14 protein-coding genes are annotated in these 22,974 nt (G+C 58.3%); 10 read left to right on the top strand and 4 right to left on the bottom strand.

The features are described from left to right. Positions 1–48 precede the first annotated feature (48 nt). Together CHB83_RS10615 and CHB83_RS10610 are read right to left on the bottom strand one after the other, a co-directional pair. A complete protein-coding gene (locus CHB83_RS10615; protein ID WP_089332613.1) occupies positions 49–2,559 on the bottom strand; it encodes a glutaminase family protein in 2,511 nt (836 codons plus the stop codon). A gap of 48 nt (positions 2,560–2,607) precedes the next feature. Then, positions 2,608–3,774, bottom strand: coding sequence for a glycoside hydrolase family 172 protein (locus CHB83_RS10610; RefSeq protein ID WP_045688707.1), 1,167 nt, complete (start codon positions 3,772–3,774; stop codon positions 2,608–2,610). Between the two features lie 448 nt (positions 3,775–4,222). On the opposite strand from CHB83_RS10610, the gene CHB83_RS10605 reads away from it, so the two are divergent. The 4 genes from CHB83_RS10605 to CHB83_RS10590 all read left to right on the top strand — a co-directional run bounded on the left by CHB83_RS10605 (position 4,223) and on the right by CHB83_RS10590 (position 9,804). Further along, on the top strand, positions 4,223–6,352 hold the full coding sequence (locus tag CHB83_RS10605) for an RICIN domain-containing protein (protein ID WP_089332612.1): 2,130 nt from the start codon (positions 4,223–4,225) through the stop codon (positions 6,350–6,352). A 64-nt stretch (positions 6,353–6,416) separates the two neighbouring features. After that, the gene (locus CHB83_RS10600) at positions 6,417–7,451 is read left to right on the top strand and encodes a glycoside hydrolase family 43 protein (protein ID WP_089332611.1); all 1,035 of its coding nucleotides are present in this window, start codon (positions 6,417–6,419) and stop codon (positions 7,449–7,451) included. Positions 7,452–7,546: 95 nt separating this feature from the next. Next, a complete protein-coding gene (locus CHB83_RS10595; RefSeq protein WP_143437113.1) occupies positions 7,547–8,647 on the top strand; it encodes a cellulase family glycosylhydrolase in 1,101 nt (366 codons plus the stop codon). Between the two features lie 98 nt (positions 8,648–8,745). Beyond that, the gene (locus tag CHB83_RS10590) at positions 8,746–9,804 is read left to right on the top strand and encodes a glycoside hydrolase family 43 protein (RefSeq protein ID WP_045688705.1); all 1,059 of its coding nucleotides are present in this window, start codon (positions 8,746–8,748) and stop codon (positions 9,802–9,804) included. A 99-nt stretch (positions 9,805–9,903) separates the two neighbouring features. Here the strand turns inward: CHB83_RS10590 and CHB83_RS10585 are convergent, their stop codons facing one another. Continuing rightward, positions 9,904–10,968, bottom strand: a complete 1,065-nt coding sequence (locus CHB83_RS10585; protein ID WP_089332610.1) for a UDP-glucose--hexose-1-phosphate uridylyltransferase — start codon at positions 10,966–10,968, stop codon at positions 9,904–9,906. A gap of 104 nt (positions 10,969–11,072) precedes the next feature. Then, positions 11,073–12,236, bottom strand: coding sequence for a galactokinase (locus CHB83_RS10580; RefSeq protein ID WP_045688704.1), 1,164 nt, complete (start codon positions 12,234–12,236; stop codon positions 11,073–11,075). A 436-nt stretch (positions 12,237–12,672) separates the two neighbouring features. Between CHB83_RS10580 and CHB83_RS10575 the strand changes: the two genes are divergently transcribed. From CHB83_RS10575 to CHB83_RS10550, 6 genes are all read left to right on the top strand, one after another. Beyond that, positions 12,673–15,762: a SusC/RagA family TonB-linked outer membrane protein gene (locus CHB83_RS10575; protein ID WP_179225515.1), complete on the top strand. Its 3,090-nt coding sequence runs from the start codon at positions 12,673–12,675 to the stop codon at positions 15,760–15,762. Between the two features lie 44 nt (positions 15,763–15,806). Continuing rightward, positions 15,807–17,357: a RagB/SusD family nutrient uptake outer membrane protein gene (locus tag CHB83_RS10570; protein WP_089332608.1), complete on the top strand. Its 1,551-nt coding sequence runs from the start codon at positions 15,807–15,809 to the stop codon at positions 17,355–17,357. Positions 17,358–17,480: 123 nt separating this feature from the next. Then, positions 17,481–18,557: a glycoside hydrolase family 43 protein gene (locus tag CHB83_RS10565; protein WP_045688703.1), complete on the top strand. Its 1,077-nt coding sequence runs from the start codon at positions 17,481–17,483 to the stop codon at positions 18,555–18,557. A gap of 68 nt (positions 18,558–18,625) precedes the next feature. Then, the gene (locus tag CHB83_RS10560) at positions 18,626–20,239 is read left to right on the top strand and encodes a family 43 glycosylhydrolase (RefSeq protein WP_245855326.1); all 1,614 of its coding nucleotides are present in this window, start codon (positions 18,626–18,628) and stop codon (positions 20,237–20,239) included. A gap of 32 nt (positions 20,240–20,271) precedes the next feature. After that, positions 20,272–21,471, top strand: a complete 1,200-nt coding sequence (locus CHB83_RS10555; protein WP_179225514.1) for an aldose epimerase family protein — start codon at positions 20,272–20,274, stop codon at positions 21,469–21,471. A 361-nt stretch (positions 21,472–21,832) separates the two neighbouring features. Continuing rightward, a complete protein-coding gene (locus tag CHB83_RS10550; RefSeq protein ID WP_089332607.1) occupies positions 21,833–22,828 on the top strand; it encodes an aldo/keto reductase in 996 nt (331 codons plus the stop codon). Positions 22,829–22,974: the final 146 nt, after the last annotated feature.

The following is a 22,974-nucleotide window of genomic DNA, read 5'->3' as shown; positions in this document are numbered from 1 at the left end:
GCTCTGGCTGCGCTTAGCAAGACTGTCTTTTCGGGTTGTGGTGACAGCTTACGGCTTGGGCTGCTTTGCCAAGTGGGCATCCAGCATCTTGATGAAATAGCCGCCTACCACTGAGCGAGCTTGAAACCCCGACTGGCGGGCGTCGGTGGTTTCGTGCCAGTCGGTAAGGGGTACGCGGCTGGGTGAGTCGTTGGCGAATTGCCAAACGGGATTCACTAGAGCCTGGAAGTCGGCCGGGTTGTCGGCCAACGTGGCCGTCCAGATTATCCAGTCAGATTTGGTATAGGTGCGACGGCTGTCTAAGGGTAGGCCATAGCGCTGCTGATGGTTGAGGTAGAAGGCCATCTCCTGGCGCACCACTTCTGGAGGAAAGACATTAAGCCCTAGTAGCTTGTCCCATACCAAGTTGTACTTCTGGCTCCAAGAGCCGGCGGGTTTGTCGAACGTGAGAGCATAGTGGTTTCCATCCTGGGCCATGGTTTGCCAGCGCCGGGCCATGTCGCGAGCTAGCGCCAGGTATTCGGTAGCCGTTTTTTCGTCGCCGAGTTGCCGCGCTAGCTGCCCATAGCTGGCAATACCCATGATGGCCTTCACCGAGAGGTTGGTGTTGCGGGCTAAGTGGCCGGCAAAATCGTCGGTGCTGAGCTGGTTGGCGGGGTCGAACCCGTCCCGCTTCAGAAAGCCTACCCATTTGGTGAGCGTGGGCCAGTGCTGACGGGCAAAATCGGGCTTGCCATCTACTTTCACCACAGCGGCGGTCAGGATGAGCATGTTGCCGGCTTCCTCCACGGGCATGTCTTCCCCGTAGGTTTGGCCGTTGGCTAAGGGGTAGGTACCCACGTCGTGAGCCGGGAAGTCTTTTTTCCAGCGCCCCGATTCACTGTAATCAAAGATGAAGCGCAGCAGACCCTTGGCCAATTCGTTGTTGTAGCGCAAAAACAGGGGCGCCGATGGATACGTGACATCGACGGTGCCAATGGAGCCGTTGCTGAAGTTTTCCTTCGATAAGAACAGCACTTCGCCTTTGGGGCCGGCCACGATTTTATGGGCGGCAATGGCCTGGCGGTAGGCTAGTTGACACAGGTCGGCGTATTGCTTCCCTCCGGCGGCCAGAGCTTCGGCATACAGGCTTTTGTCGAAGGCGGTGCATTTCTGGCGCAGGCGGGAATAGTCGGCCTCAGCCGCCAGCAGGGTTTTTTCCATGGTCATGCCGGGGGCACGGCGCCACCAGCCCCGTAGGTTCTGCCCGAAATACTGCACGGCGTATTGGTCGTCGTAGCCGAGTAGCAGGTGGCGCTCCACGGCTTTACTAGCGGTGCCGAGGTCTAATACTGCGCCTAAGGCCACGCGCTGGGCGGGGCCGCTGGTGGGTTTGGTAGCAGCAGGTAAGGTGCCCGTTTTCAGGAAGGCCGCCTTCAGGTCGGGAGCTAGGCCGGCTGTGAGGCGGGTGGCGCCAGGAGCAGCCAAGTAGGCTTGGCCCCAGTCGATGCGCACGTTGTCGCCGGCCTTGCCTAGTACAGGTTGGGCCGTGGTGCCTACTGCCTGCCAGCCCAGCGTGGTGGTGCGTCCCGCCTGGGTGGTTACGGCTTGGTAAGGGGTATTGCTAGCCATTGTACCCGCTTCGGTAAGCAGCATTTGCACGGCGTGGGCGCGGCCATCGGTGGGGGTGGCCGTCAGGGTTACGTAGCTGACGGGGCGGGCTACCGTTTCCAGCTCATCGAGCAGCAGCGGCGAAAGAAAGTTCAGCGTAAGCCGTACTGGGCCTGCCTCGAAGGAATAGGTAGTTTGGGTGGCCGTAACGGTTGCGCCGGTTTGGCGCGCCGCGGGCAGGTAGGGCTGGGGCAATTCCTCGTATAATCCCGCATCCAGGTGTTCGCCCCCCTGGGGGCTGGTGCAGTGCATGGCCAGCAGGTTTTCACCCTGGCGCAACGCCCCCCGGGCCGCCTCTGAAAGGGCGAAGTATTCGTAGGAGCCGTTGTAGTTTTTCTGTTTCGTGAGCAGAATGCCGTTAAGGTACACCTCCACATCATCGTCGTGCCAGAGCTGCAAGGCAAGTTTGCCCTTGGGGAGCGGGCCAGCTACTGTTACGGTACGGCGCACCCAAATATCACCTTCCGACCACGCCGTGCCTTGCAGGGTTTTGTTATCGGTGAAGGGAGCAGCGCCGGTCTTCCAGCTACTGGCGCCCGCAAAATTGGGCTTTTCCCAGCCCGCCGCCGGGGCGGTGGTGACGTACTGGGCCGTATAGGGCTTTTCCTGAACCGTGGGAATGATAGCGCGGTACTCCGGGGCGGTGCGCCCCAGCAACTGGTAGGCTTTGCCATCTACGCGCACTACGCCTTCCAGGGCCTGTGGTTCACCGGTCCAGTGGCGGGTAGGCGCCGCGGCCAGCGTATCCTGAAACGACCAAAGGCTAAAGTAGGGGTCGTGGGTGACGAGGGGGTAGGCCGGTGGGCGCAGTTGTTGGGCTTCGCTTACTACAGCAGTACAAGCCAGCAGGGCCGTCGTGCTCAGGCCAACTAGCCGCAACCAGTCAATGCGGAAAGGAGAGAAACGCATGCGGAGTGAAAGGGGGGGATGAAAAGAGCGAGGGAAAGGAATACCCGGTTAGCGGGCTGGGCCCAGATTTACTTCTAGGTCATCTTTGGAAGGCAGGGCCGGAAAGGGAGCATGGGGCTCGGTCTGGTACCAATAGGCTACGGAAGCTACGTCGTCCTGCAAAGGGAGGTAGCGGCCGTTGTAGCGCCAGCCCAGGGCTTGAATAGTTACCCGCAAATCGGAAGCGAAGCGAATGGGGTCCGGAATGTGCCAGCGGTACATGCCAAAGCGCTGGTTGGCGCGGTAGAGGCCATCGGGCCGAATAACCTGGTGCAGGCCCGCGTAAGGCGTAGAGTATTCTTGGTACTGGCGGGTTTTTTTGTCCTCGAAATTATAGGAGCCCAGGAAGTAGTCCTCGGTGCCCGTGCCGTTGATGGTGGGAAACTGCCCATCGCCATCCAGGAAAAACTTGATTTCGCCCTCACCCCACCAGTCGTTGCTGTTTACGCCCCAGGCGATATAGGTGCCCACGTATTGGCCCCGGCCCTTCACCCCGTCCAGAATAGTATAGGGTACCTTGTATTTGGTTGGGTTTTGGCGCCGAAACTGAGCGTGAAAGTACGCGGCATCGTTGGGCACCTCCGTCAGCGTATAGTCTACTTGGTAGTACAGAAACATGTCCTTCTCATCAATATTCTCCAGCGTAATGCGGCACTTCTTGCGGAAAGGCATCTGCCAGTAGCAGTTGAAGGCGCTGCCCGGATTTACCGTCACGGGAATGGAGTTGAGCAACGCCGTTTCGCCCCAGCCCTGCCCGAAGAAGTCGCCTACTGGTACTTCTACCGAGGGGGTCTTCTCATCGTCCCAATACATGCGCAGAATGGCAAAGCGCCAAATGCCGGTTGGGGTGAGCCAGATGTGCTGAATGGCACCAGACCCGTCGATTTCGGCCACCACGGCGGTTTGGCCAGCTTTGATGATGATGCTTGGGCTCACCTTCCAGCCCAGGCCTAGGTCGCGGGAAGCGTTCTGGCCCGTGCCCGTAGTAGCCCGCCCGCCCTGGCCTTTGGCTCCAGTGAAATTTTCCGGGCTGATAGAGCGGGTCTTGGCGTCGGAGAGGCGGTAGAGGTTGCTCAAGTCGGACCCTAGCCCATTAAAGGTAGTTCGTTGGGCGTGGCTGAGACACGGTAAGCCCAGTAAGACCAGTAAACACAAGGTGCGTACGAGCAGCGGCATAACGGGTGGGCGGTAGGTGGGACGGATCGAGTGCGGGAATGCGTGGGCCAAGATGCAGAGAAAAATGCAAACGTTTGCATAAGTAATCCTGTAAAGTTAGCTTGCAGCGTTACTCCCGTTCTAGTATTTCTGAGTTCCGTGCTAGTAGTAGGTACTTTGCATGGGGTAAGCGCTGCTTCGTTGCCTTAGATTTGTTAACCCAGAGCGTGATAAATCTAGAACCACACTTGAAATCCTGCTTTTCAAATGTGGAAATAGTTATACATTTTGTTTGCATACACCGGCTTATGTCGCTGATTTTCTCTCTGAGAAAATATTCCTGGTACCAACTGCCTGCACAATTGCAAACGATTGCATAGGTGGTAGAAACGTATTAGGTAGAGCTAGTTTTAAGTCACTGGCTTGTTGTTTTAGTTCTATTTGCCCGTCCCCCATATCCCATCCCACCATGAGAAAGTACTTACTATTTTTTCGATTAATCTTTGTGCTGCTTCTGGCCTGGCCAGTTGGCGCTCAAACCAGTACTAACCCCGTCCTGGCAGGCTACCACGCCGATCCGGAAATGAATTATTTTAATGGACGCTATTACATCTACCCCACGAGCAACGAGGGTACCGGCGGCCAAGATTTTCACGCTTTCTCTTCTGCTGACCTCACTAGCTGGCGTGATGAAGGCGTAATTTTTGACGTGGGCCCCCAGTGCGCCTGGGCAGATTACAACGGCTGGGCGCCCTCCGTGGTAGCCCGCAACGGCAAATACTATTTCTACTACTCAGCCGAAGTGAAAATTGGGGTGGCCGTAGGTAACAGTCCTATTGGCCCGTTCACGGACTTGGGGCGAGCTCTCATCGGCTCCGACCCCTACACCGTCGACATCATCGACCCCCACGTGTTTGTGGATGACGATGGGCAGGCCTACATCTACTACGGAGGGTCAAACGGTAGCCGGCTGGTAGCCCGCAAACTGAACCCCGACATGGTCAGCTTCACGCCGGATGCTCCGCGCGACATCACGCCCCAGAACTATACCGAAGGGCCGTATATCGTGAAGCGCAACGGCACCTATTACATGACTTACTCGAACGGCTCCTGGACCAATGCTAGCTACAACGTACAGTATGCCACCAGCACGTCGCCGCTGGGCCCCTGGACTTACCGCGGGTCAGTGCTGTCGTCGGATGCGCAGAACCAGGGAGCGGGTCACCATTCCATTACCAAAATTGCCGGCTGCGACGAGTACTACATTACCTACCACCGCTACCAAAACAACAACTTCTCGACCCGCTACGTGGCCATCGACCGGCTGTACTTCGCCGCCGATGGCGCTATCCAAAAGGTGAATATGACCAATTACGGGGTGGCGCCGCGCGTGCCCGGCGGTATCTGCCCAATCAATAATTTGGTATCGGGAGGGACGTACAAGCTCACGCACAAGGGCACTAATCAATGCTTAGAAGTAGCAGACAATAGTTCTGCGGCCGGTGCCAACGTGCAGCAGTACACCGATAACGGCACTGACGCCCAGCGTTGGGTAGTGACTTTGCAGGCGGATGGATACTATAAACTCACCCACCGCGGTACCAGCCAGTGCTTGGACGTGGCAGGCAACAGCGTCAGTCCTAACGCCAACGTGCAGCAGTACACCGACAATGGCAACGACGCCCAGCGCTGGCGCATGGAGGCCGTAGATGGCGGGTTTTACAAGCTCACGCACAAGGGCACCAACCAATGCTTGGACGTGGCTGCTAATAGCGCCAGCCCCGGCGCCAATGTGGCCCAGTACACCGATAATGGCAATGATGCACAACGTTGGAAATTGACGTTGACTAACTTGGATATCGTATCCGGGGGAACCTATCGCCTGACCCACAAGGGCACTACCCAGTGCCTCGATGTGCCCGACAACTCAGCCACGGCGGGTACGGCTCTGCACCAGTACACCGATAATGGCAGCGACGCCCAACGCTGGGTAATTACGCGCGAGGCCGACGGCTACTATAAGATCCGGCACCGTAACACCAACCTCTGCCTGGAAGTGGCGGGCAATAGCACCAGTGCTGGAGCCGTGGTGCAGCAGTGGACCGATAACGGCAATGACGCCCAACGCTGGCAGATTGTGAGCCTGGGCGACGGCTACGTGAAGCTGGTGCACAAAGGCACCAACCAGTGCCTCGACGTAGATAACAACCTGTCCAACCCTGGCACCGGCGTGCATCAGTACACCGACAACGGCAACGATGCTCAGCGCTGGCGGCTTGACTTGATGCCCGTACCGCTCAACAGCGGCCGCACTACTCTCGCCATGCGGGACGAAGCGCCGGCCGGGGCGCTAGCGGCTTTCCCCAACCCTGCCCGCACTACCCTCACCCTTACCTTCGTGCCCCGTCACTCCGAAACGGTAAGCCTGGACGTGTATAGTAGTACGGGCCAGCTCGTTTGGCATCGTACCCTGTCGGCTACGGCGGGGGTAGCGGCCACCACCAGCTTTTCTACCGAAGCATTGCCCGCTGGCTTCTACACTACCCGCTTAACCTCGAAGAGTAGCGTGCAGCGCTGCGCCATAGTAGTAACGCACTAGTAGTGGCCTTGGCGTCAAAGCTGCCAGCCGGGGTGCTGAGCTGTATCTTTTCATCTCTCTCGCTATGTCTGTTCCTTCCTTAGTTCGTGCTGCCCTGCTGGGTTTTGGGTACCTGGCTACCCTTACGGCTACTGCCCAAGCGCCACAACCGCCCACGCGCACCTTCACAAACCCACTGCGCGACGAAGGCCCCGACCCGTGGGTAATTCGTCGGGGGAGCACATACTACTATACCAACACCACGGGTAGCAACATTACGCTCTGGAAAACCACTTCCTTGAGCGGCGTGAAAGAAGTCCCAGCCACCGTGGTCTGGACGCCCCCAGCTACCGGCCCCAACTCCACCCAGATTTGGGCTCCCGAACTGCACTACCTGAGTGGCAAATGGTACCTCTACTACACGGCCACCAATAAAGCCACGCCCGGCGATGCTGCCCGCTACGTGTTCGTGCTGGAAAATGCCAGTTCCGACCCTACCACGGGTACCTGGGTAGATAAGGGCCGCGTCAATACCAAGTACACCGGCCTCGATGGGTCGGTGTTTGAACATAAGGGGAAGCAGTATTTTCTGTACTCGGCGTACGTGGGGCCGCAGAGCGTGCTAGCCATTGCGCCTCTCCAAAACCCTTGGACGTTGCAGCCCGGTACGGAAGTTATTATTGCTGCGCCCACGCACCCTTGGGAAAAGGGTGGGGGCCGGCAGATTTTGGAAGGGCCTGAATTTCTGCCCGGCAAAAAAGGCCAATTGTTTATCGTGTACTCCGCTAGTGCATGCTGGGACGACAACTACTGCCTCGGGATGCTCACGGCCCCGCAGGGCAGCGACCCACTGCGGCCAGAATCGTGGTCAAAAGCAGCCCAACCGGTCTTTCGCCCATCGGCTGAGAATGGCGTGTGGGGCACCGGCCACAATAGCTTCACTACCTCTCCCGACGGCCGACAGAACTGGCTGGTATACCACGCCAAAACTGCGGCCGACGGCAAATGCGCCGGCCGCAGCTCCCGTGCCCAGCAGTTTACTTGGAACCCCGATGGTACGCCTAACTTTGGTGTCCCCGTGTCCTTACAGACGCCGCTACCCCGTCCTTCTGGCGAATAAGGCCGCGGCGGGCCGGGCACCTTGGCTCGGTTGCACCTGCATACTTCGCTTTCCACCAGTACACTTTCCTTCCTTTTCCTATTTCTCCCATCCGCATGCAGAAACTAGTGCTCTTTCTCGCCCTGCTAGGCCTCACTACCAGCACGTACGCGCAGAAAACCAAGGTTAAAACCAAAGGTCCGGCCGCCCTGGCCGCGACGATGCAAGACCGGCGCTGGTCGGCTGAGAAAGCCAACGCCTGGTACAAAGCTCACCCCTGGATGACAGGCGCCAACTTCGCCCCCAGCACGGCCATTAATCAACTGGAGATGTGGCAGGCCGATACATTTGACCCTACCACCATCGACCGGGAGTTAGGCTGGGCTGAAGGTATTGGGTTCAATACTATGCGCGTATTTCTGCATAGTGTGGCTTGGCAGCAAGACCCCAAAGGCTTTAAGGACCGGGTGAATACCTACCTCGGTATTGCCGATAAGCACCACATTCAGACCATCTTAGTTTTCTTCGATGACTGCTGGAACAAGGTGCCACAGGCCGGTCCGCAGCCTGCTCCCAAGCCTGGTATTCATAACTCAGGCTGGATGCAGGACCCCGGCGACCCAGCTTCCCGCGACTCGGCCACCTTCGTGAAGCTGAAGCCCTACGTGCAAGATGTATTAGCAAGCTTCCGCAACGACAAGCGCATCTTGCTCTGGGACTTATACAACGAACCTGGTAACAACGGCAAGGGCACTTCATCGCTACCCTTGGTGCGCAATGTGTTTGGCTGGGCCCGCGAAATCAACCCCGCGCAGCCCCTTAGCGTGGGGCTCTGGAATTGGGAATTTGAAGCCCTCAACCAGTACCAGATTCTGCATTCCGACGTGGTTACTTACCACAACTACGACGAAGCGCCCGCCCACCAGCGCGTGATTGAACTACTGAAAACGCACGGCCGCCCGCTGATTTGCACCGAGTACATGGCGCGGCCCCGCAACTCGCGCTTTGTGAACATCCTGCCACTACTTAAAAAGCAGAATGTAGGAGCCATCAACTGGGGCTTGGTAGATGGCAAAACCAACACCAAGTACCAGTGGGATGTGCCCATTGCCGATGGTAGTGAGCCCATGGAGTGGTTCCACGAGGTATTTCGCAAGGACGGTACGCCCTACCACCAAGACGAAACCGACCTGATAAAAAAGCTGAGTGGCCGCTAGGCTGTAGGCTTTCATTACGTGCTAGGGCCTTACCTGCTTTGCCATGAGCGCAGGGGAGGTAGGCACTGGCTAACTACTGTTCAGCACTCTTTCTCCGCATGAGGAAACTATCTATTCGTGTGCTGCTGGCTGTTGCGCTGGGAGTGACCCAGGTAGCGCATGCCCAGCAACCAACGGCTGCCGCTACCTTCACTAACCCCCTGTTGCCCAGCGGCGCCGACCCGTGGAGCATCTACCACGATGGATTTTATTACTACACCCACACCACGGGCCGCAACATCACGCTCTGGAAGACGACTTCCCTGAGCCAGCTGAAAACAGCGCCGAGTAAAGTGGTGTGGACGCCGCCGGCCACCGGCCCCAACTCCCGCGAGATTTGGGCGCCGGAACTGCACCGGCTGAATGGTAAATGGTACCTCTACTACGCCGCCGATGCGGGTGCCAACCTGACGCACCGTTTGTGGGTGCTTGAAAATAGCGCAGCTGACCCTCTGCAGGGAACTTGGGTTGACAAAGGCCAGATAACCGACACCACAAACAAGTGGGCCATCGACGGGTCGGTATTCGAAAATAAGGGGCAGCTCTACTTCGTGTGGTCGGGGTGGGAAGGCGACCAAAACGGCCGCCAAAACATCTACCTGGCCCGCATGAAGAACCCCTGGACAATTGAAGGGCCGCGCCTCAAAGTATCGACGCCGGTGTACAGCTGGGAGCGTAACGGCGACCTGAACTCGCCCCAAGACCCGCCCCACGTAGATGTAAACGAAGGACCGGAGGTACTGCGCCACGGCAACAAGCTGGTCCTCATTTATTCCGCCAGCGGGTGCTGGACGGATTACTACGCCCTCGGAATGCTCACGGCCTCGGCCGATAGTGACTTGCTACAGCCCGGCTCCTGGACGAAGTCTCCGAAGCCCGTGTTCCAGCAAGATGCCGCTGCCGGAGTTTTTGCACCGGGCCACAATTCCTTCTTTAAGTCACCCGACGGCACCCAGGATTGGATTCTCTACCACGCCAACGATGCCCCCGGCCAGGGCTGCGGCCGGTTCCGTACGCCCCGTGCCCAGCCCTTCACCTGGAACCCCGACGATACCCCTGCCTTTGGCACCCCCGTTCCCCCAGGCCAACCCCTCGCCCGGCCCTCCGGCGAAAAGTAGAAAGCCAAAAAGGCCCGCCGAATCATCCGGCGGGCCTTTTTTATTGAAATAAGGAAGGGGTTTGACCATGAGCAAGGGGGAGCTTTTCGGGCCTAATCCTCAAGCTGGCTCCTGGGCCATCGTTTGCTTGTAGTGCACCTCTGGCAAGTCGCGGAGGCGTTCCGCCGCGTACTCCGGGGTGATGTCGCGCTGAGGATTCGCGAGCAACTCATAGCCCACCATGAATTTGCGCACCGTGGCCGAGCGCAATAGGGGGGGAAAGAAGTGCATGTGCAGGTGCCAGCTCTCGTGGCCTTGGCCGTCGGTGGGGCGCTGGTGCAGCCCCGCGGAGTAGGGGAAGGAGGTCTGGAACAGGTTGTCGTAGCGAATGGTAAGGCGGCGAATAGCGTCGGCAAAACTATCCCGCTCGGCCTCGGTCAGCTGGGTAATATCCTGCACGGCGCGGCGCGGAACTACCAGCGTCTCAAAAGGCCACGCTGCCCAAAACGGCACCAGCACCACGAAATGCTCATTTTCCAGTACCACGCGCTTTTGCTCGCGCAGTTCAATTTCCAGGTAATCGGTAAGAAGAGTGCGGCCGTGCTGCTGGAAGTAGGCTTCCTGCTGCACGGTTTCCTTAGCGGGGTCGCCGGGTACGGTGCGCTGGGCCCAAATCTGACCGTGGGGATGGGGGTTGGAGCATCCCATTACCTGGCCCTTGTTTTCAAAGATTTGCACGTAATTGATGTCCGGGCGGCTGCCCAGAGTCTGAAACTCATCGGCCCATACGTCCACCACGCGACGAATATCCGCGGTGCTCATTTCGGGCAGTGTCAGATCGTGCCGGGGAGAAAAGCAGATAACCCGTCCTACCCCCGATTCTGCCTCGGCCCGCAGCAAACTGCCCAGTTCTACCGTGCCGGTTGGGGCATCGGGGGTGAGAGCGGCGAAGTCGTTATCGAATACGAACGTGCCATCGTACTGCGGGTTTACTGACCCATTGGCGCGGGTGTTGCCGGGGCACAGGTAGCACGTAGGGTCGTAGGCCGGGCGCTGACTGCGGTCGGGCGCCTCCTGCTGGCCCTGCCAGGGCCGCAGGGCCCGGTGCGGCGACACCAGCAGCCAGTCGCCCGTGAGCGGATTAAAACGACGGTGAGGATGCTGAGCGAGGTCGAAGGAAGCCATGCAAAAGAAGTAGATAGTGCGTTAGAGCAGCAGTAGAGAGCTGCTCTAACGCAGCCAGGAAAAGAAATAGGCCGCGCCTACGGGTGGCCAAGAAGCAGCAAACGCTAAGCTACGGATGGTACGAGTACGTCCACGCCGCCCACAATGGTAGTCTGGTAGGTTTCAAGGTGAAGGCCTAACTCCTGCTGATAAGCCGCTTTCATAGCCGTCACAAATGCCTCTACCTGATCGGGAGCTACTAAGTTGATGGTGCAGCCTCCAAAGCCGCCCCCCATCATGCGGGCTCCGAAAACGCCCGGCAAGGGTTGAGCTGCGGCTACCAGCACATCCAGTTCGCGGCAGCTCACCTCATAATCGTCGCGCAGGCCGGCGTGAGAGCCGTACATCTCTTGTCCGAACGCGGGCAAATCACCGGCAATCAGGTGTTGGCAGGCGGCCTCTACGCGAGCGTTTTCCTCTACCACGTACCGGCAACGGCGGTACACCACGTCGCCCAACTCCGCCTGGTGTTCCTGCAGCTGATCTAAGGTAGCGTCGCGGAGGCTCTGTACCTGGGGGTAGTGCTGGCGCAGTACTGCTACGCCCTGCTCACATTCCTGGCGCCGGGTATTATACTCGGAGCTAGCCAAGGAGTGCTTCACGCCGGAGTTGCACAGCACAATGTGGCAGGCCGTAGTATCGAAGGGAAAATATTCGTAGTCGAGGGAGCGGCAATCTAGGCGCACTACATGGTTGGGGCGGCCGAAGAGACTGGCAAACTGGTCCATGATACCGCACTGTACTCCGGCAAACTCGTGCTCGGCCAATTGAGCCATACGGGCCAGTTCCATTCGCTTTAAGTCGGCACTCAGAAGCTCGTTCAGGGCAAAAGCCAAACCGCATTCTACCGCTGCCGACGACGACAGGCCCGCGCCCATGGGTACATTGCCCCCAAACACGCAATCGAAGCCGGGAACGGTAATGCCGCGCCGCTGAAATTGCGCTACTACTCCTTTTAAGTAGTTTGCCCACTGGGTTTCGCCGCGCTCTACCTCGGCTAGTTCTACTGTGTAATGCTCGTCGTTATCAAAGGAGTAGAGCCGCGCAGTGCTCGTGTTATTTAAGGCTACCGCAAACAGGATTTCCTTGTCGATGGCCGCAGGCAGTACAAACCCCCCGTTGTAATCGGTATGTTCCCCAATTAGGTTTACTCGCCCAGGAGCCCGGACTAGGAGGGGGGAGGCACTAAAATGCTGCTGAAACGCTGTGGTGATTTGGTTGGATAGCATGGCAAGCCAAAAGAAGTGAGAGACAAACCTACGTTCTCTACGTAGCGAAGCAGCCGAAGATAGGGCGTGATATCTCAGCGCAATCGTTTGCAAAGCTATATTTTATTTTCAGGATGGTAAAAGGATGCAAGGTTTGTAGAGGAGTAGAAATGAAATTTATCTGACAAGAATTTGCACTACTAGCTAGGTTCTCCCAAATAATTCTCAGTACTTTGTTTGAATATTGAGTAATTACTTACTAGTCTTGCGACATTAACGCCGAAACAGACGCCTAGCTGTTCACCGTTTCTGACTAACCCTTCCCCTTTCTGAGTTTCTATTAGCCGGCTAGCTAAGCCGCCGCTTGCTGTTTTGCTCATTCACTGCAAACGTTTGCAAAGCACTCTGTATGCAAACGTTTGCAGCTTTCTTCTCTACTTCCCACATATATCCTTCCATGAATAACCCTCTACTCCGCGTGCGTTGGCAAACCATGCCTGCCTTGCTTGGGTGCCTGCCCCTCCTGGCCCCGGTAGCTGCTGCCGCCACCGATTTGGGCGTGGCTACGCACCACCAACTTATTGCCACTACCGTTTCAGGCCGCGTGCTAGACGAACGGGGGCAGGGCATGCCCGGCGTTACAGTGCTGGAAAGGGGCACTACCAACGGCGCCACTACCGATTCTGATGGTCGGTACACGCTCAGTGTTGCCGACAATGCTACCCTCTCGTTTTCCTTCGTTGGTTACGTTACCCAGGAGGTTCCGGTAAGTGGCCGCCCGGAAGTGAACATTAGCCTTGCTCCCGATACCAAAGCCCTGAATGAGGTAGTGGTAGTGGGCTATTTGACCCAGAACCGCCAAGATGTAACGGGGTCGGTGGCTTCCTTGAGCGGGCGCGAAGCCCAGCGGGCTCCCGTAGCAACCATTAGCGAGGGTATTCAGGGTCGCCTACCCGGTGTGCAGGTAATCAACTCCGGCGTGCCTGGTCAGGCCCCCATCGTAAACATTCGTGGTTTGGGTTCCATCAACGGCGGCAGCGGCCCCTTGTACATCATTGATGGGCTGTGGGTAGATAATATCCGGGACTTCAATCCCCAGGATGCGGAGTCAATTCAGGTGTTGAAGGACGGGGCCTCCCTAGCGCCCTACGGCTCCCGCGGGGCCAACGGCGTAATTATCATTACTACTAAAAAGGGCAAGTCGGGTACGCCGGCCATTTCCTTTAATACTTACGCTGGGGTTCAGAAAATCAACAAAACCTACGATTTGATGAACGCTCAGGAGTGGGCCGTCATCAACCGGCAGGCCTATCAGAACGCGGGCCGCGCGGCGCAGCCCTTCGCTGCCAACCTAACGGGCGTCGATACTGATTGGCAAAAGGAGCTGATTCGCACCGGCTCGGTGCAGGATTACAACCTAGGCTTTTCGGGCGGCGGGCCAAACTCCAACTTCCTGCTTTCCGGCGGGTACTTTACCCAAAAGGGTACGGTGCAAGGCCCCAAATTTGAGCGCTACAGCGTGCGTTTAAACTCGGGTTTCAACCGGGGCCGCCTGCGCGTGGGCGAAAACCTGCAACTGGCGCGCACCAACCAAACTCAACTCAACGGGCTACCTTTCCTGGACGTGCTGCGCATGCTGCCCGTTATTCCGGTGATGGATGCGGCAAATCCGGGTGGCTTTGGCTTCGGCAATAACAACGCCAGCACCTTCGGCACTAACCCCATTGCCCTGCAGAAGCTGCTCAACAACACCAACGTAAACAACCGCCTTCAGGGCAATGTGTACGGGGAGCTGGACATTTTTAGCTTCCTACGCTACCGCCTGAATATGGGCGCGGAGTACCTGGGCTACCACGACCGGGAAAAGCGCCAGTATGGGCAGTGGCGCCAGAATGACCCACTAAACCCCTCGTATTACGCTGAAAACCAGGGCAACAACCTGTTTACCATGGTGGAAAATACGTTGACGTTCGATAAAAGCTTCGGACAGAACAACGTAACGGCCGTAGCTGGCTACACCGAGCAGCACCAGCGCAACGAGTTTACCCGGGGCCGCAACAACGGCTACGGTACCGGCCCTGTGTACTACTGGGCTTTGGACGCGGGCAGCAGTTCGCCTCAGGTGCAGGGTAGTACTTCCGTGTACAACAAGCGCTCCTGGATTGGGCAGGTTACCTACGATTATAACCAGCGCTACCTACTGACGGGCGCTTTCCGTCGGGATGGTTCGTCGCGCTTTAGCCCGGCCGATCGGTACCGGAACTTCTACGCTGCTTCCGCCGGCTGGCGCATCTCGCAGGAGGCATTTATGGCTGATGTAACTTCCATCAGCAACCTGAAGCTGCGTGCCAGCTACGGCGTGCTGGGCAATGAGCAACTGGGCGGCGAATATTCCGGTGCCTACCGCTGGCAGGGGGTAATCAACACCAACGTGAATTACCCCTTCGGCGGTGATAACATTCAGAATGGTAGCGTTCAGACTCAGTTGCCCAGTCCCAATATTACCTGGGAAGAGCGCCGCACCACCAATATCGGCTTCGACCTGGGCCTGCTGGAAGATCGGGTTACGCTCTCGGCTGACTACTACCAGTCGGAAACCAGAAACGCCAACGTAGATCCTCCCCAGCCCATCGTCCTGGGCAATGCTGGCAGCAACCCTTACCAGCCGGTAGGGCGCATCCAGAACCGGGGGCTCGAACTGCTGCTGGGCTACAATGAAAACCGCAAAGACTTTAAGTATAGTGTCACAGGTAACGTGACCACCCTGAGAAATAAGGTTACTAGCCTGGGCAACGCGGCCAACTCGCCGTTCTTTGTTTCGGGCCCCGGCGAATCCACCCGCACCGAGGTTGGCTACGAGCTGGGCTCCTTCTTCCTCTACCAGTTCGACGGTATTTTCCAGACCGGCGACAACATTGCCAACAGCGCCCAGCCCAACGCCCAGCCCGGCGACGTGCGCTATAAGGATGTGAATGGCGACGGCCTGATTAGCGCCGCCGACCGCGCCCACGTGGGGCGCGTGTTCCCCAAGTTGCAGTACGGTCTGAACCTGACGGCCAGCTTTAAGGGCTTCGACGTGGCCGCTTTCCTGCAGGGAGTACAAGGCAACGACATTCTGAATACGGGCCGTTACTGGCTGGACCGCACCGACGACAACGGCAACTACCGCGCAGACTTCAGCCCCTGGACGCCCACTAACCTCTCTACCACTACTCCCCGGGCCATTATCTCGGGCGGGGGCGGGCAGGCCGGTGAGGCCGCTATCAACAACTCCCGCATCAATTCTACTCGGTGGCTGGAAGATGGCTCCTACCTGCGCCTGAAAAACGTGCAGATCGGCTACACCATCCCCAAAACCCTGACGGACCGGGTGAAGGGCGTGAACAGCCTGCGCTTTTATGTAACGGGCCAGAACCTGTTCACTGTCACGGACTACACTGGCTACGACCCCGAAGTAGTGGGCCTGGGCCTGTTGTCGCGCGGCGTGGATGAGGGCAGCTACCCCAACATCCGCACGGTTTCCATCGGCGCCCAACTTGGCTTCTAAGCCGCCGGCTCGCTTTCGCTCACTCTTCCCATCCGAGACTTCCCATGAAATTACATACTCTCCGATTAGCCGTGGTTGCGAGCAGCTTGCTGCTGACGACAGCCTGCGAAAAGGATTACCTGGACCAGATCAACCCTAATCAGCCCACCACGGAATCGTTCTGGCAAACCGAGGCTGACGCCGTAAAGGGTATTAACGCGGCCTACAGCGGCCTGCAGCAGCTAGGTACCTACCGCCGCTGGCTGCACTTTGCCTACGATTTACGCTCTGATGACAGCTTCAGCCAAAGCCCCTGGGGCGAGCTGGCCGACTTCACGCGCTTTACCCAGGCGAACTACGACTTTGAGGTATCCCAGAACCTGTGGCGCGACCATTACCGGGCCATCTGGCGTACCAACCAGGTCCTAGCCAATGTGCCAGCCATTCAAATGAATGAAACGCTGAAGAAGCGGGTACTGGCCGAGGCTAAGTTTTTGCGGGCCTTATACTACTACAACCTCGCGGCGCTTTACGGCAACGTGCCGCTGGCCCTTACTCCCTCAGACCCAACCAACTTACCTGCGCAGGCTACCGAAGCGCAAGTATGGGAGCAAGTGATTGCCGACTTGCAGCAAGCCAAGCCCGATTTGGATGCCACCTATTCCGGTGGCAACGATATGGGGCGTGCTACCCGGGGCGCGGCGGCTACCCTGCTCGGCAAAGTGTACATGCAGAACAAACAGTGGGCATTGGCTTCGGCTCAGTTTGCCGAGGTTATCAGTTCAAACCAGTACCGGCTGACTACCAACTACACGGATAACTTCCGCCACACCACCGAGAACAACACCGAGTCTATTTTCGAGGTCCAGTTCTCGGATGCCAAGCTGGGCGGCAACGATGGCGACGATGCTACGTCCTCGGAAGGCGGCCAACGCTCCCAGTTCTGGGGGGTGCCCGGCGCCGGCTTCGTGGACGGGGAGGTGCGCCCCTGGGTTGTAAACGAGTTTTTGCAGGAAGGAACCACTACCGGTGCCCGCGACCCGCGCCTCGCGGCTACGGTATTCTACAACCGTCGGCAGTTTACTACGGCGCTGCCCGTAGATGCTGACACGCTGGTGTATGGCAACGGCTTCCTGAGGCGCTTCAAAGGCAACGCCCGCGACCTGAGCCGCATCTACTGGCGCAAGTACCAGACGGATTACTACCGCACCTTCGAGAACTTCGACTCGCCCATTAATCACCGCGTGATGCGCTACGCCGATGTCCTGCTGCTCCAAGCCGAAGCCCTCAACGAGCAAAACCAGACCGGCAACGCCATTCCGCTTATCAACCAAGTTCGCACTCGGGTAGGGCTGGCCCCACTCACGGCGGGTAGCTTCAGCCAGGCCAGCTTGCGCACGCAAATCATGCACGAGCGCGTGACGGAACTCACGGGCGAAGGGCTGCGGTGGTTTGACCTCAAGCGCTGGGGCCTGCTCGATAGCCAAGCCAGCATAGACCAGCTCAAGGCGCGCGATACAGACTTCAACTCCTTCCAAGTGGGCCGCTCCCGCCTGCTGCCGATTCTGCAAACCGAAGTTGACCTGGCGCGCTACCAGCAAAACCCAGGCTGGTAAGCTACTAGCTGCTTCTTAGTAAAGAGCCGTGCCGGCCTCGCGTCGGGGCGGCTCTTTCTTTCTCATCAAGGTAGAGCACCGGGTTTGTAACGTTCCGTATTCGCCTTTCTTCCTATCCGCTATATGGTTTCCCTTTCACGTCTTTCGCGCCTGCTTCCAGTTGGGGTATTAGCCCTGACGCTGGCGTGTCAAAATGGTTCGTCGCCGGCTCCTACACCCACGCCCCCCAGCCCCCCGGCCCCACCTACCTCTACTACTTTCACCAACCCGCTGCTCACGGTGGGCCCCGATCCGTGGGTGTACTTGAAAGACAACACGTATTACTATACGAGCACCACCGGCGGCAACATCGTCATTCGCAAAACGGCGAAGATGTCGGAGTTGGGTTCGGCCGTTAGTACAATAGTCTGGACGCCCCAGCAGGCTAGTATCAACCAGCGCGACTTATGGGCGCCCGAGCTCTTCTTCTTCGATGGCAAGTGGTACATCTACTACTCCGCCGACCCCTTCTGCTGCGCTGGCCACCGCGTGCACGTACTGGAAAATGCCTCCGCCGACCCTACTACGGGTACGTGGACGTACAAGGGGCGCATTGCTAACCCCACCAGTGACTTGTGGGCCATTGACGGGACCGTGCTCGAACAGAACGGCAAGCGCTACCTCATCTGGTCGGGCCATGAGGTGGAGGCCAGCGGCACGCAGCGCCTCTACATTTCGGAGATGAGCAACCCCTGGACCCTCACGGGTCCGCGCGTGGAGTTGTCGCATCCCGAATATAACTGGGAAACCAACGGGGAGCCCGACGTGAACGAGGGCCCGGAAATCCTAAAGCACGGCGACAAAACGTTTCTGGTGTATTCGGCCAGCCACTGCAGTACCGACGACTACGCCCTGGGTATGCTCACGGCGTCTTCCACGGCCGACCCCATGCAGCTCAGCTCTTGGACGAAGTCGGCCACGCCCGTATTCGTGAAAAATCCGGCGGGTCGGGCATTCGGGCCGGGCCATAATGGTTTCTTCAAGTCGAAGGATGGCACTGAGGACTGGATTATTTACCATGCTAACCCAAACTCCGGCCAGGGCTGTGGCGACAACCGTAGCCCCCGCATGCAGAAGTTTACCTGGAAAGCAGATGGCACGCCCGACTTTGGCACCCCCGTGGCCCTAGGTACCGCACTGCCCAAGCCAGCCGGAGAGTAGCACGCGGCTGGTAGAATGCCAGTAGTTGCTTTCTTTGTTGTTCACCCTTCCTTTTACGCACGTTGCATTTGTCCTTGCCCTTCCCGTTTCGCCGCCTGACCAGCTCCCTACTGGTAGCTGGCAGCTTGCTTTCCGCCTGCCAGCGCCCTGCTACTACCACTACTGCCGCCAGCCCGGCCGCCGCACCAACCACTACGGCCGCACCACTGGCTATTCCGAACCCGGTGCTGGCCGGCGACTTTCCCGACCCGTCGATAACGAAAGTGGGCGACACCTATTGGGCTACTGCTACTACTTCTAACTGGGGACCAGTTTTTCCCCTGCTAACGTCCAAGAACCTGACCGACTGGCAGTTGGTGGGTCATGTGTTTCCGGGTGAGCGGCCCGCTTGGGCCGACTACTACTTCTGGGCTCCTGAAATCAGCCAGGAAGGCCAGAAAACCTACGTGTTCTACACAGCGCACAAGCGCGGCGGCAACCTAGCCGTGGGCGTAGCCAGCGCCGACAACCCGGCTGGACCCTACACCGACCACGGCCCCCTAGTGGGCCAGCCCGATGGCTCCATTGATGGCTTCCCCATGCGCGACGAGAACGGCCAGCTTTACCTTATTTGGAAAGAGGACGGCAACAGCGTGCAGCAGCCCACGCCCATCTGGGCCCAGCGCCTAAACGATGCCCGCACGGCGCTAGTAGGAGAGAAGCAGGAGCTATTTCGCAATGATCCGGCCACCTGGGAGGGCAACTTGGTAGAAGGAGTATCCATTGTTCGCCACGAAGGGTACTTCTATGCATTTTACGCCGGCAACGGCTGCTGCGGTCGGGGCTGCACCTATGCTACCGGGGTAGCCCGGGCCAAAAATCTGCTGGGCCCTTGGGAAAAGTATGCCAAGAACCCGGTACTAATAAACAACGATACTTGGAAGTGCCCCGGTCATGGTACGGCCATTGAACACCAGGGGCGCTGGTTTATGCTGCACCACGCCTACGCTGCACAAAGCCAGGAATTTGTGGGTCGTCAGGGCGTGCTCAGCGAGTTTGTGTGGACGGCCGCTGGCTGGCCGGAGTTCCGGGGTGGAAGCACGCCGATAGCCGCGGCCCCGCCAATTGCGCGCTCGTTCACCGATGAGTTTACGGGTGCCAAGCTGCTGCCTACCTGGCAGTGGCCCGTGGAGCAACAGCCAACCTTTACTCTCCGCGGCGGCCAGCTCCAACTCACGGCCCGTCCCGACCACAGCGGCGCGGCCCTTGGGCAACCAACCACGGCCCCGAATTACACCGCTACTACTACCTTGCTTAACCCCGCCGCCCTGCCAGCAGGCTCCCAGGCCGGCCTAGCAGCCCACGGCGACCCAGACAATACCTTGTCCTTAGTAGCTGGCGGTGGTAAGGTGCAACTGGTGCAGCAGGAAAAAGGCCAGTCGAAGGTGCTTGCCGAAACCATACTACCTGCCACCAAGCGCCTGCAATTGCGGTTGCAAGCCCGCCAAGGCAGCCAATTTACCTTTGCCTGGAGTAGCAACGGAGGTACTACCTGGCAAAATATGCCGGCTAGTGGCGCTGCCGTAAACGGAAGCTACCTGCCCCCCTGGGACCGGGGCGTGCGGGCCGGGGTGTTGGCCCACGGCCCCGCTACGGCTGTTGCCACCTTCGAGAACTTTGCCCTTGTACCTCAATCTAACTAGGCTTTCTGCTACCTGATTCCCTTCCTGCACTTATGACTCCACTCTTCCGAGTTGGCCTTGTGGCTGGCGGGGTGGCTGGTTTGTTGGTGTCTGCCTGCCAGCAGGCTGATACTACCAGCACAACCACTGCTCCCACCACCGCCGCCGATTCTACTCAATCCTCCTCAACGAGTATGCCCACATCCAGCAACTTTGGCAAAACCCTAGATGGCACTGAGGTGCACCTGTATACGCTTACGAATGCGCACGGCCTTAAAGCTACCATCACCACGTATGGAGGTACGCTTACAAGCTTGCTGGTGCCCGATAAGAACGGAAAGCTGGGCGACGTAGTACTGGGCTTTGATGATTTGGGGGGCTACACCAGCGCCACTTACTTGCGCGAAGGTCCCTACTTCGGCGCCCTAATTGGACGCTACGGTAACCGTATCAAACAAGGCAAGTTCACGCTCAACGGTCAAACCTACCAGGTACCGGTAAATAACGGCCCCAACAGCCTGCACGGCGGCACAAAAGGCTTCGACAAAGTAGTGTGGCAGGCTACGCCCGGCACATCGGCCGCCGGACAGACCCTGACGCTGCGCTACGCCAGTGCCGCCGGCGAACAGGGCTACCCCGGCGCGTTACAGGTACAAGTGGTGTATACCCTCACGGCAGAGGACGGCCTTCGCCTGGACTACACCGCCACCACCAACCAGCCTACGGTGCTCAACCTGACCAACCACAGCTACTTCAACCTCAACCTGGGCCAGGCACCTACCATTCTAGACCACGAGCTTACGCTGCTGGCGGAGCGCTTCACGGCCGTAGACGCGACCCTGATTCCGACCGGAGCCCTGCCTTCGGTAGCGGGTACGCCCATGGACTTTCGCCAGCCCCACCGCATAGGTGAGCGCATTGAGCAGGTAGCGGGCGGCTACGACCACAACTGGGTGCTGGCCGATGCTATGCGTTCTACGCCGGCACTGGCCGCGCGCGTGTACGAGCCTACTTCGGGGCGCACAATGGCTGTGTACACCGATCAGCCGGGCGTGCAGTTTTATGCGGGCAACTTCCTGAAGGGCACGCTCACGGGCAAGGGTGGGGTCACCTATCAGCAGCATGGGGGCTTCTGCTTGGAAACCCAGCACTTCCCCGACTCGCCCAATCAGCCGACGTTCCCGAGTACCGTGCTGAAGCCCGGCGAGACGTTTCACTCCACCACGGAATACCGTTTTGGGGTGCGTAACTAAGTAAGAATACGCGTTGATGTGGGCCGTGCAGCCGCCATTACGTGATGGTACTGCACAGCCCTAAGCCAGTGGCTCTGGCTCCTGGAGTTTGTGGAGGGTAGCATCTGCGTAGGTGCTGCTCACTCAAACCCGAGGAGCTAGGGCCACTGGCTTTTCTATACGGCAGGGCATGTACAGAGGTACGTGCGGGTCGAAAGCAAGCTAAGTGCTGGGTAGTAGGCGGAAAGGCCAACCGTATTTCCTGGGTTGGGCACTGCGTTTTGTGTAGGAAAAGCAGTGTTTTGTGTAGCTCCCAGCCTATCTCATTGCAGGACCTTTGTAAGGTAAAAACATCCTTCTTACACCCTGTAATCGATACAAAATGAGCACTATCAAGAAAGTAGCCTTAGGCAGCCAAGGCTTAGTAGTACCTGCCGAAGGCCTAGGCTGCATGGGCATGACCAGTGGCGTAGCGGGCATGAGCGTGTATGGCGAAGCGGATGAGGCTGAAAGCTTAGCTACACTGCACCGCGCTCTGGAACTGGGCATTAACCTGCTGGATACGGCTGATTTGTACGGACCCATGCTGAACGAGCGGCTAGTGGGCAAGGTTCTGGCTGGCCGCCGGCAGGGCATCATCCTGGCGACCAAGTTTGGTTTTGAAGTTGATGATAACGAGCAGTATACCGGTAAGCTAAACGGCCACCCCCAGTACGCCCGCAAGTGCATCGAACGGTCGCTCAAGAATCTGGGCACTGACTACGTTGACCTGTACTACCTGCACCGCGTGGACCCACGCGTGCCCATCGAAGATTCCATTGGCGAGATGAGCCGCTTCGTGGAGGAAGGGAAAGTGCGCTACCTGGGCGTGTCGGAGACGACGCCGGAGGAGCTACGCCGCGCCCATCAGGTGCACCCCATCACGGCCTTGCAAACGGAGTACTCCCTCTTCGACCGGGGCGTGGAGGAAACAGGTTCCTTGCAAGCAGCGCGCGAACTAGGCATTGGCTTCGTGGCTTATTCGCCGCTGGGGCGGGGCTTCTTGTCGGGCGACATCAAATCGCCCGACGACTTCGAGGCCAACGACTCGCGGCGCTTCTTTCCTCGCTACCAGGGCGAAAACTTCTACAAGAATTTAGAGCTAGTAGAAAAGTTACAGACCCTCGCTCAGGCGAAGGACCTGACAGCCGCCCAGCTCGCCATTGCCTGGGTACTGGCTCAAAACGTAGTTGCCATTCCTGGTACCAAGCGCCGTAAGTATTTGGAAGCCAACGTGGCAGCCGCAAGTATCACGCTTAGCCCTCAGGAGTTGGCTGAACTAGAAGCCATTATGCCGGTTGGCAGCTCAGCGGGAGCTGCTTACCCAGCAATGTTCTAAGGTGCTGCTGTGCTAGGTGCCACTTGGGTTGCTGCTACATCCTCGTTGGGGGAGCTTCCGGCCGAAGCTGGGTAGCAACCCGGGCGGCACGAAACGCCCTAGTTAGTTAAATTGAAAACAACTTAATCACTAGCATACGCTGCCGA

Source organism: Hymenobacter mucosus (assembly GCF_900188255.1).
Lineage (GTDB): Bacteria > Bacteroidota > Bacteroidia > Cytophagales > Hymenobacteraceae > Hymenobacter > Hymenobacter mucosus.
The sequence above is the reverse complement of the archived record's forward strand: the minus strand, read 5'-3'. Positions and strand labels throughout refer to the sequence as shown.

Coding starts and splice junctions, on each gene's coding strand:
- CHB83_RS10615 (WP_089332613.1), bottom strand. CDS start 2,559: ATGCGTTTCTCTCCTTTCCGCATTGACTGGTTGCGGCTAGTTGGCCTG.
- CHB83_RS10610 (WP_045688707.1), bottom strand. CDS start 3,774: ATGCCGCTGCTCGTACGCACCTTGTGTTTACTGGTCTTACTGGGCTTA.
- CHB83_RS10605 (WP_089332612.1), top strand. CDS start 4,223: ATGAGAAAGTACTTACTATTTTTTCGATTAATCTTTGTGCTGCTTCTG.
- CHB83_RS10600 (WP_089332611.1), top strand. CDS start 6,417: ATGTCTGTTCCTTCCTTAGTTCGTGCTGCCCTGCTGGGTTTTGGGTAC.
- CHB83_RS10595 (WP_143437113.1), top strand. CDS start 7,547: ATGCAGAAACTAGTGCTCTTTCTCGCCCTGCTAGGCCTCACTACCAGC.
- CHB83_RS10590 (WP_045688705.1), top strand. CDS start 8,746: ATGAGGAAACTATCTATTCGTGTGCTGCTGGCTGTTGCGCTGGGAGTG.
- CHB83_RS10585 (WP_089332610.1), bottom strand. CDS start 10,968: ATGGCTTCCTTCGACCTCGCTCAGCATCCTCACCGTCGTTTTAATCCG.
- CHB83_RS10580 (WP_045688704.1), bottom strand. CDS start 12,236: ATGCTATCCAACCAAATCACCACAGCGTTTCAGCAGCATTTTAGTGCC.
- CHB83_RS10575 (WP_179225515.1), top strand. CDS start 12,673: ATGAATAACCCTCTACTCCGCGTGCGTTGGCAAACCATGCCTGCCTTG.
- CHB83_RS10570 (WP_089332608.1), top strand. CDS start 15,807: ATGAAATTACATACTCTCCGATTAGCCGTGGTTGCGAGCAGCTTGCTG.
- CHB83_RS10565 (WP_045688703.1), top strand. CDS start 17,481: ATGGTTTCCCTTTCACGTCTTTCGCGCCTGCTTCCAGTTGGGGTATTA.
- CHB83_RS10555 (WP_179225514.1), top strand. CDS start 20,272: ATGACTCCACTCTTCCGAGTTGGCCTTGTGGCTGGCGGGGTGGCTGGT.
- CHB83_RS10550 (WP_089332607.1), top strand. CDS start 21,833: ATGAGCACTATCAAGAAAGTAGCCTTAGGCAGCCAAGGCTTAGTAGTA.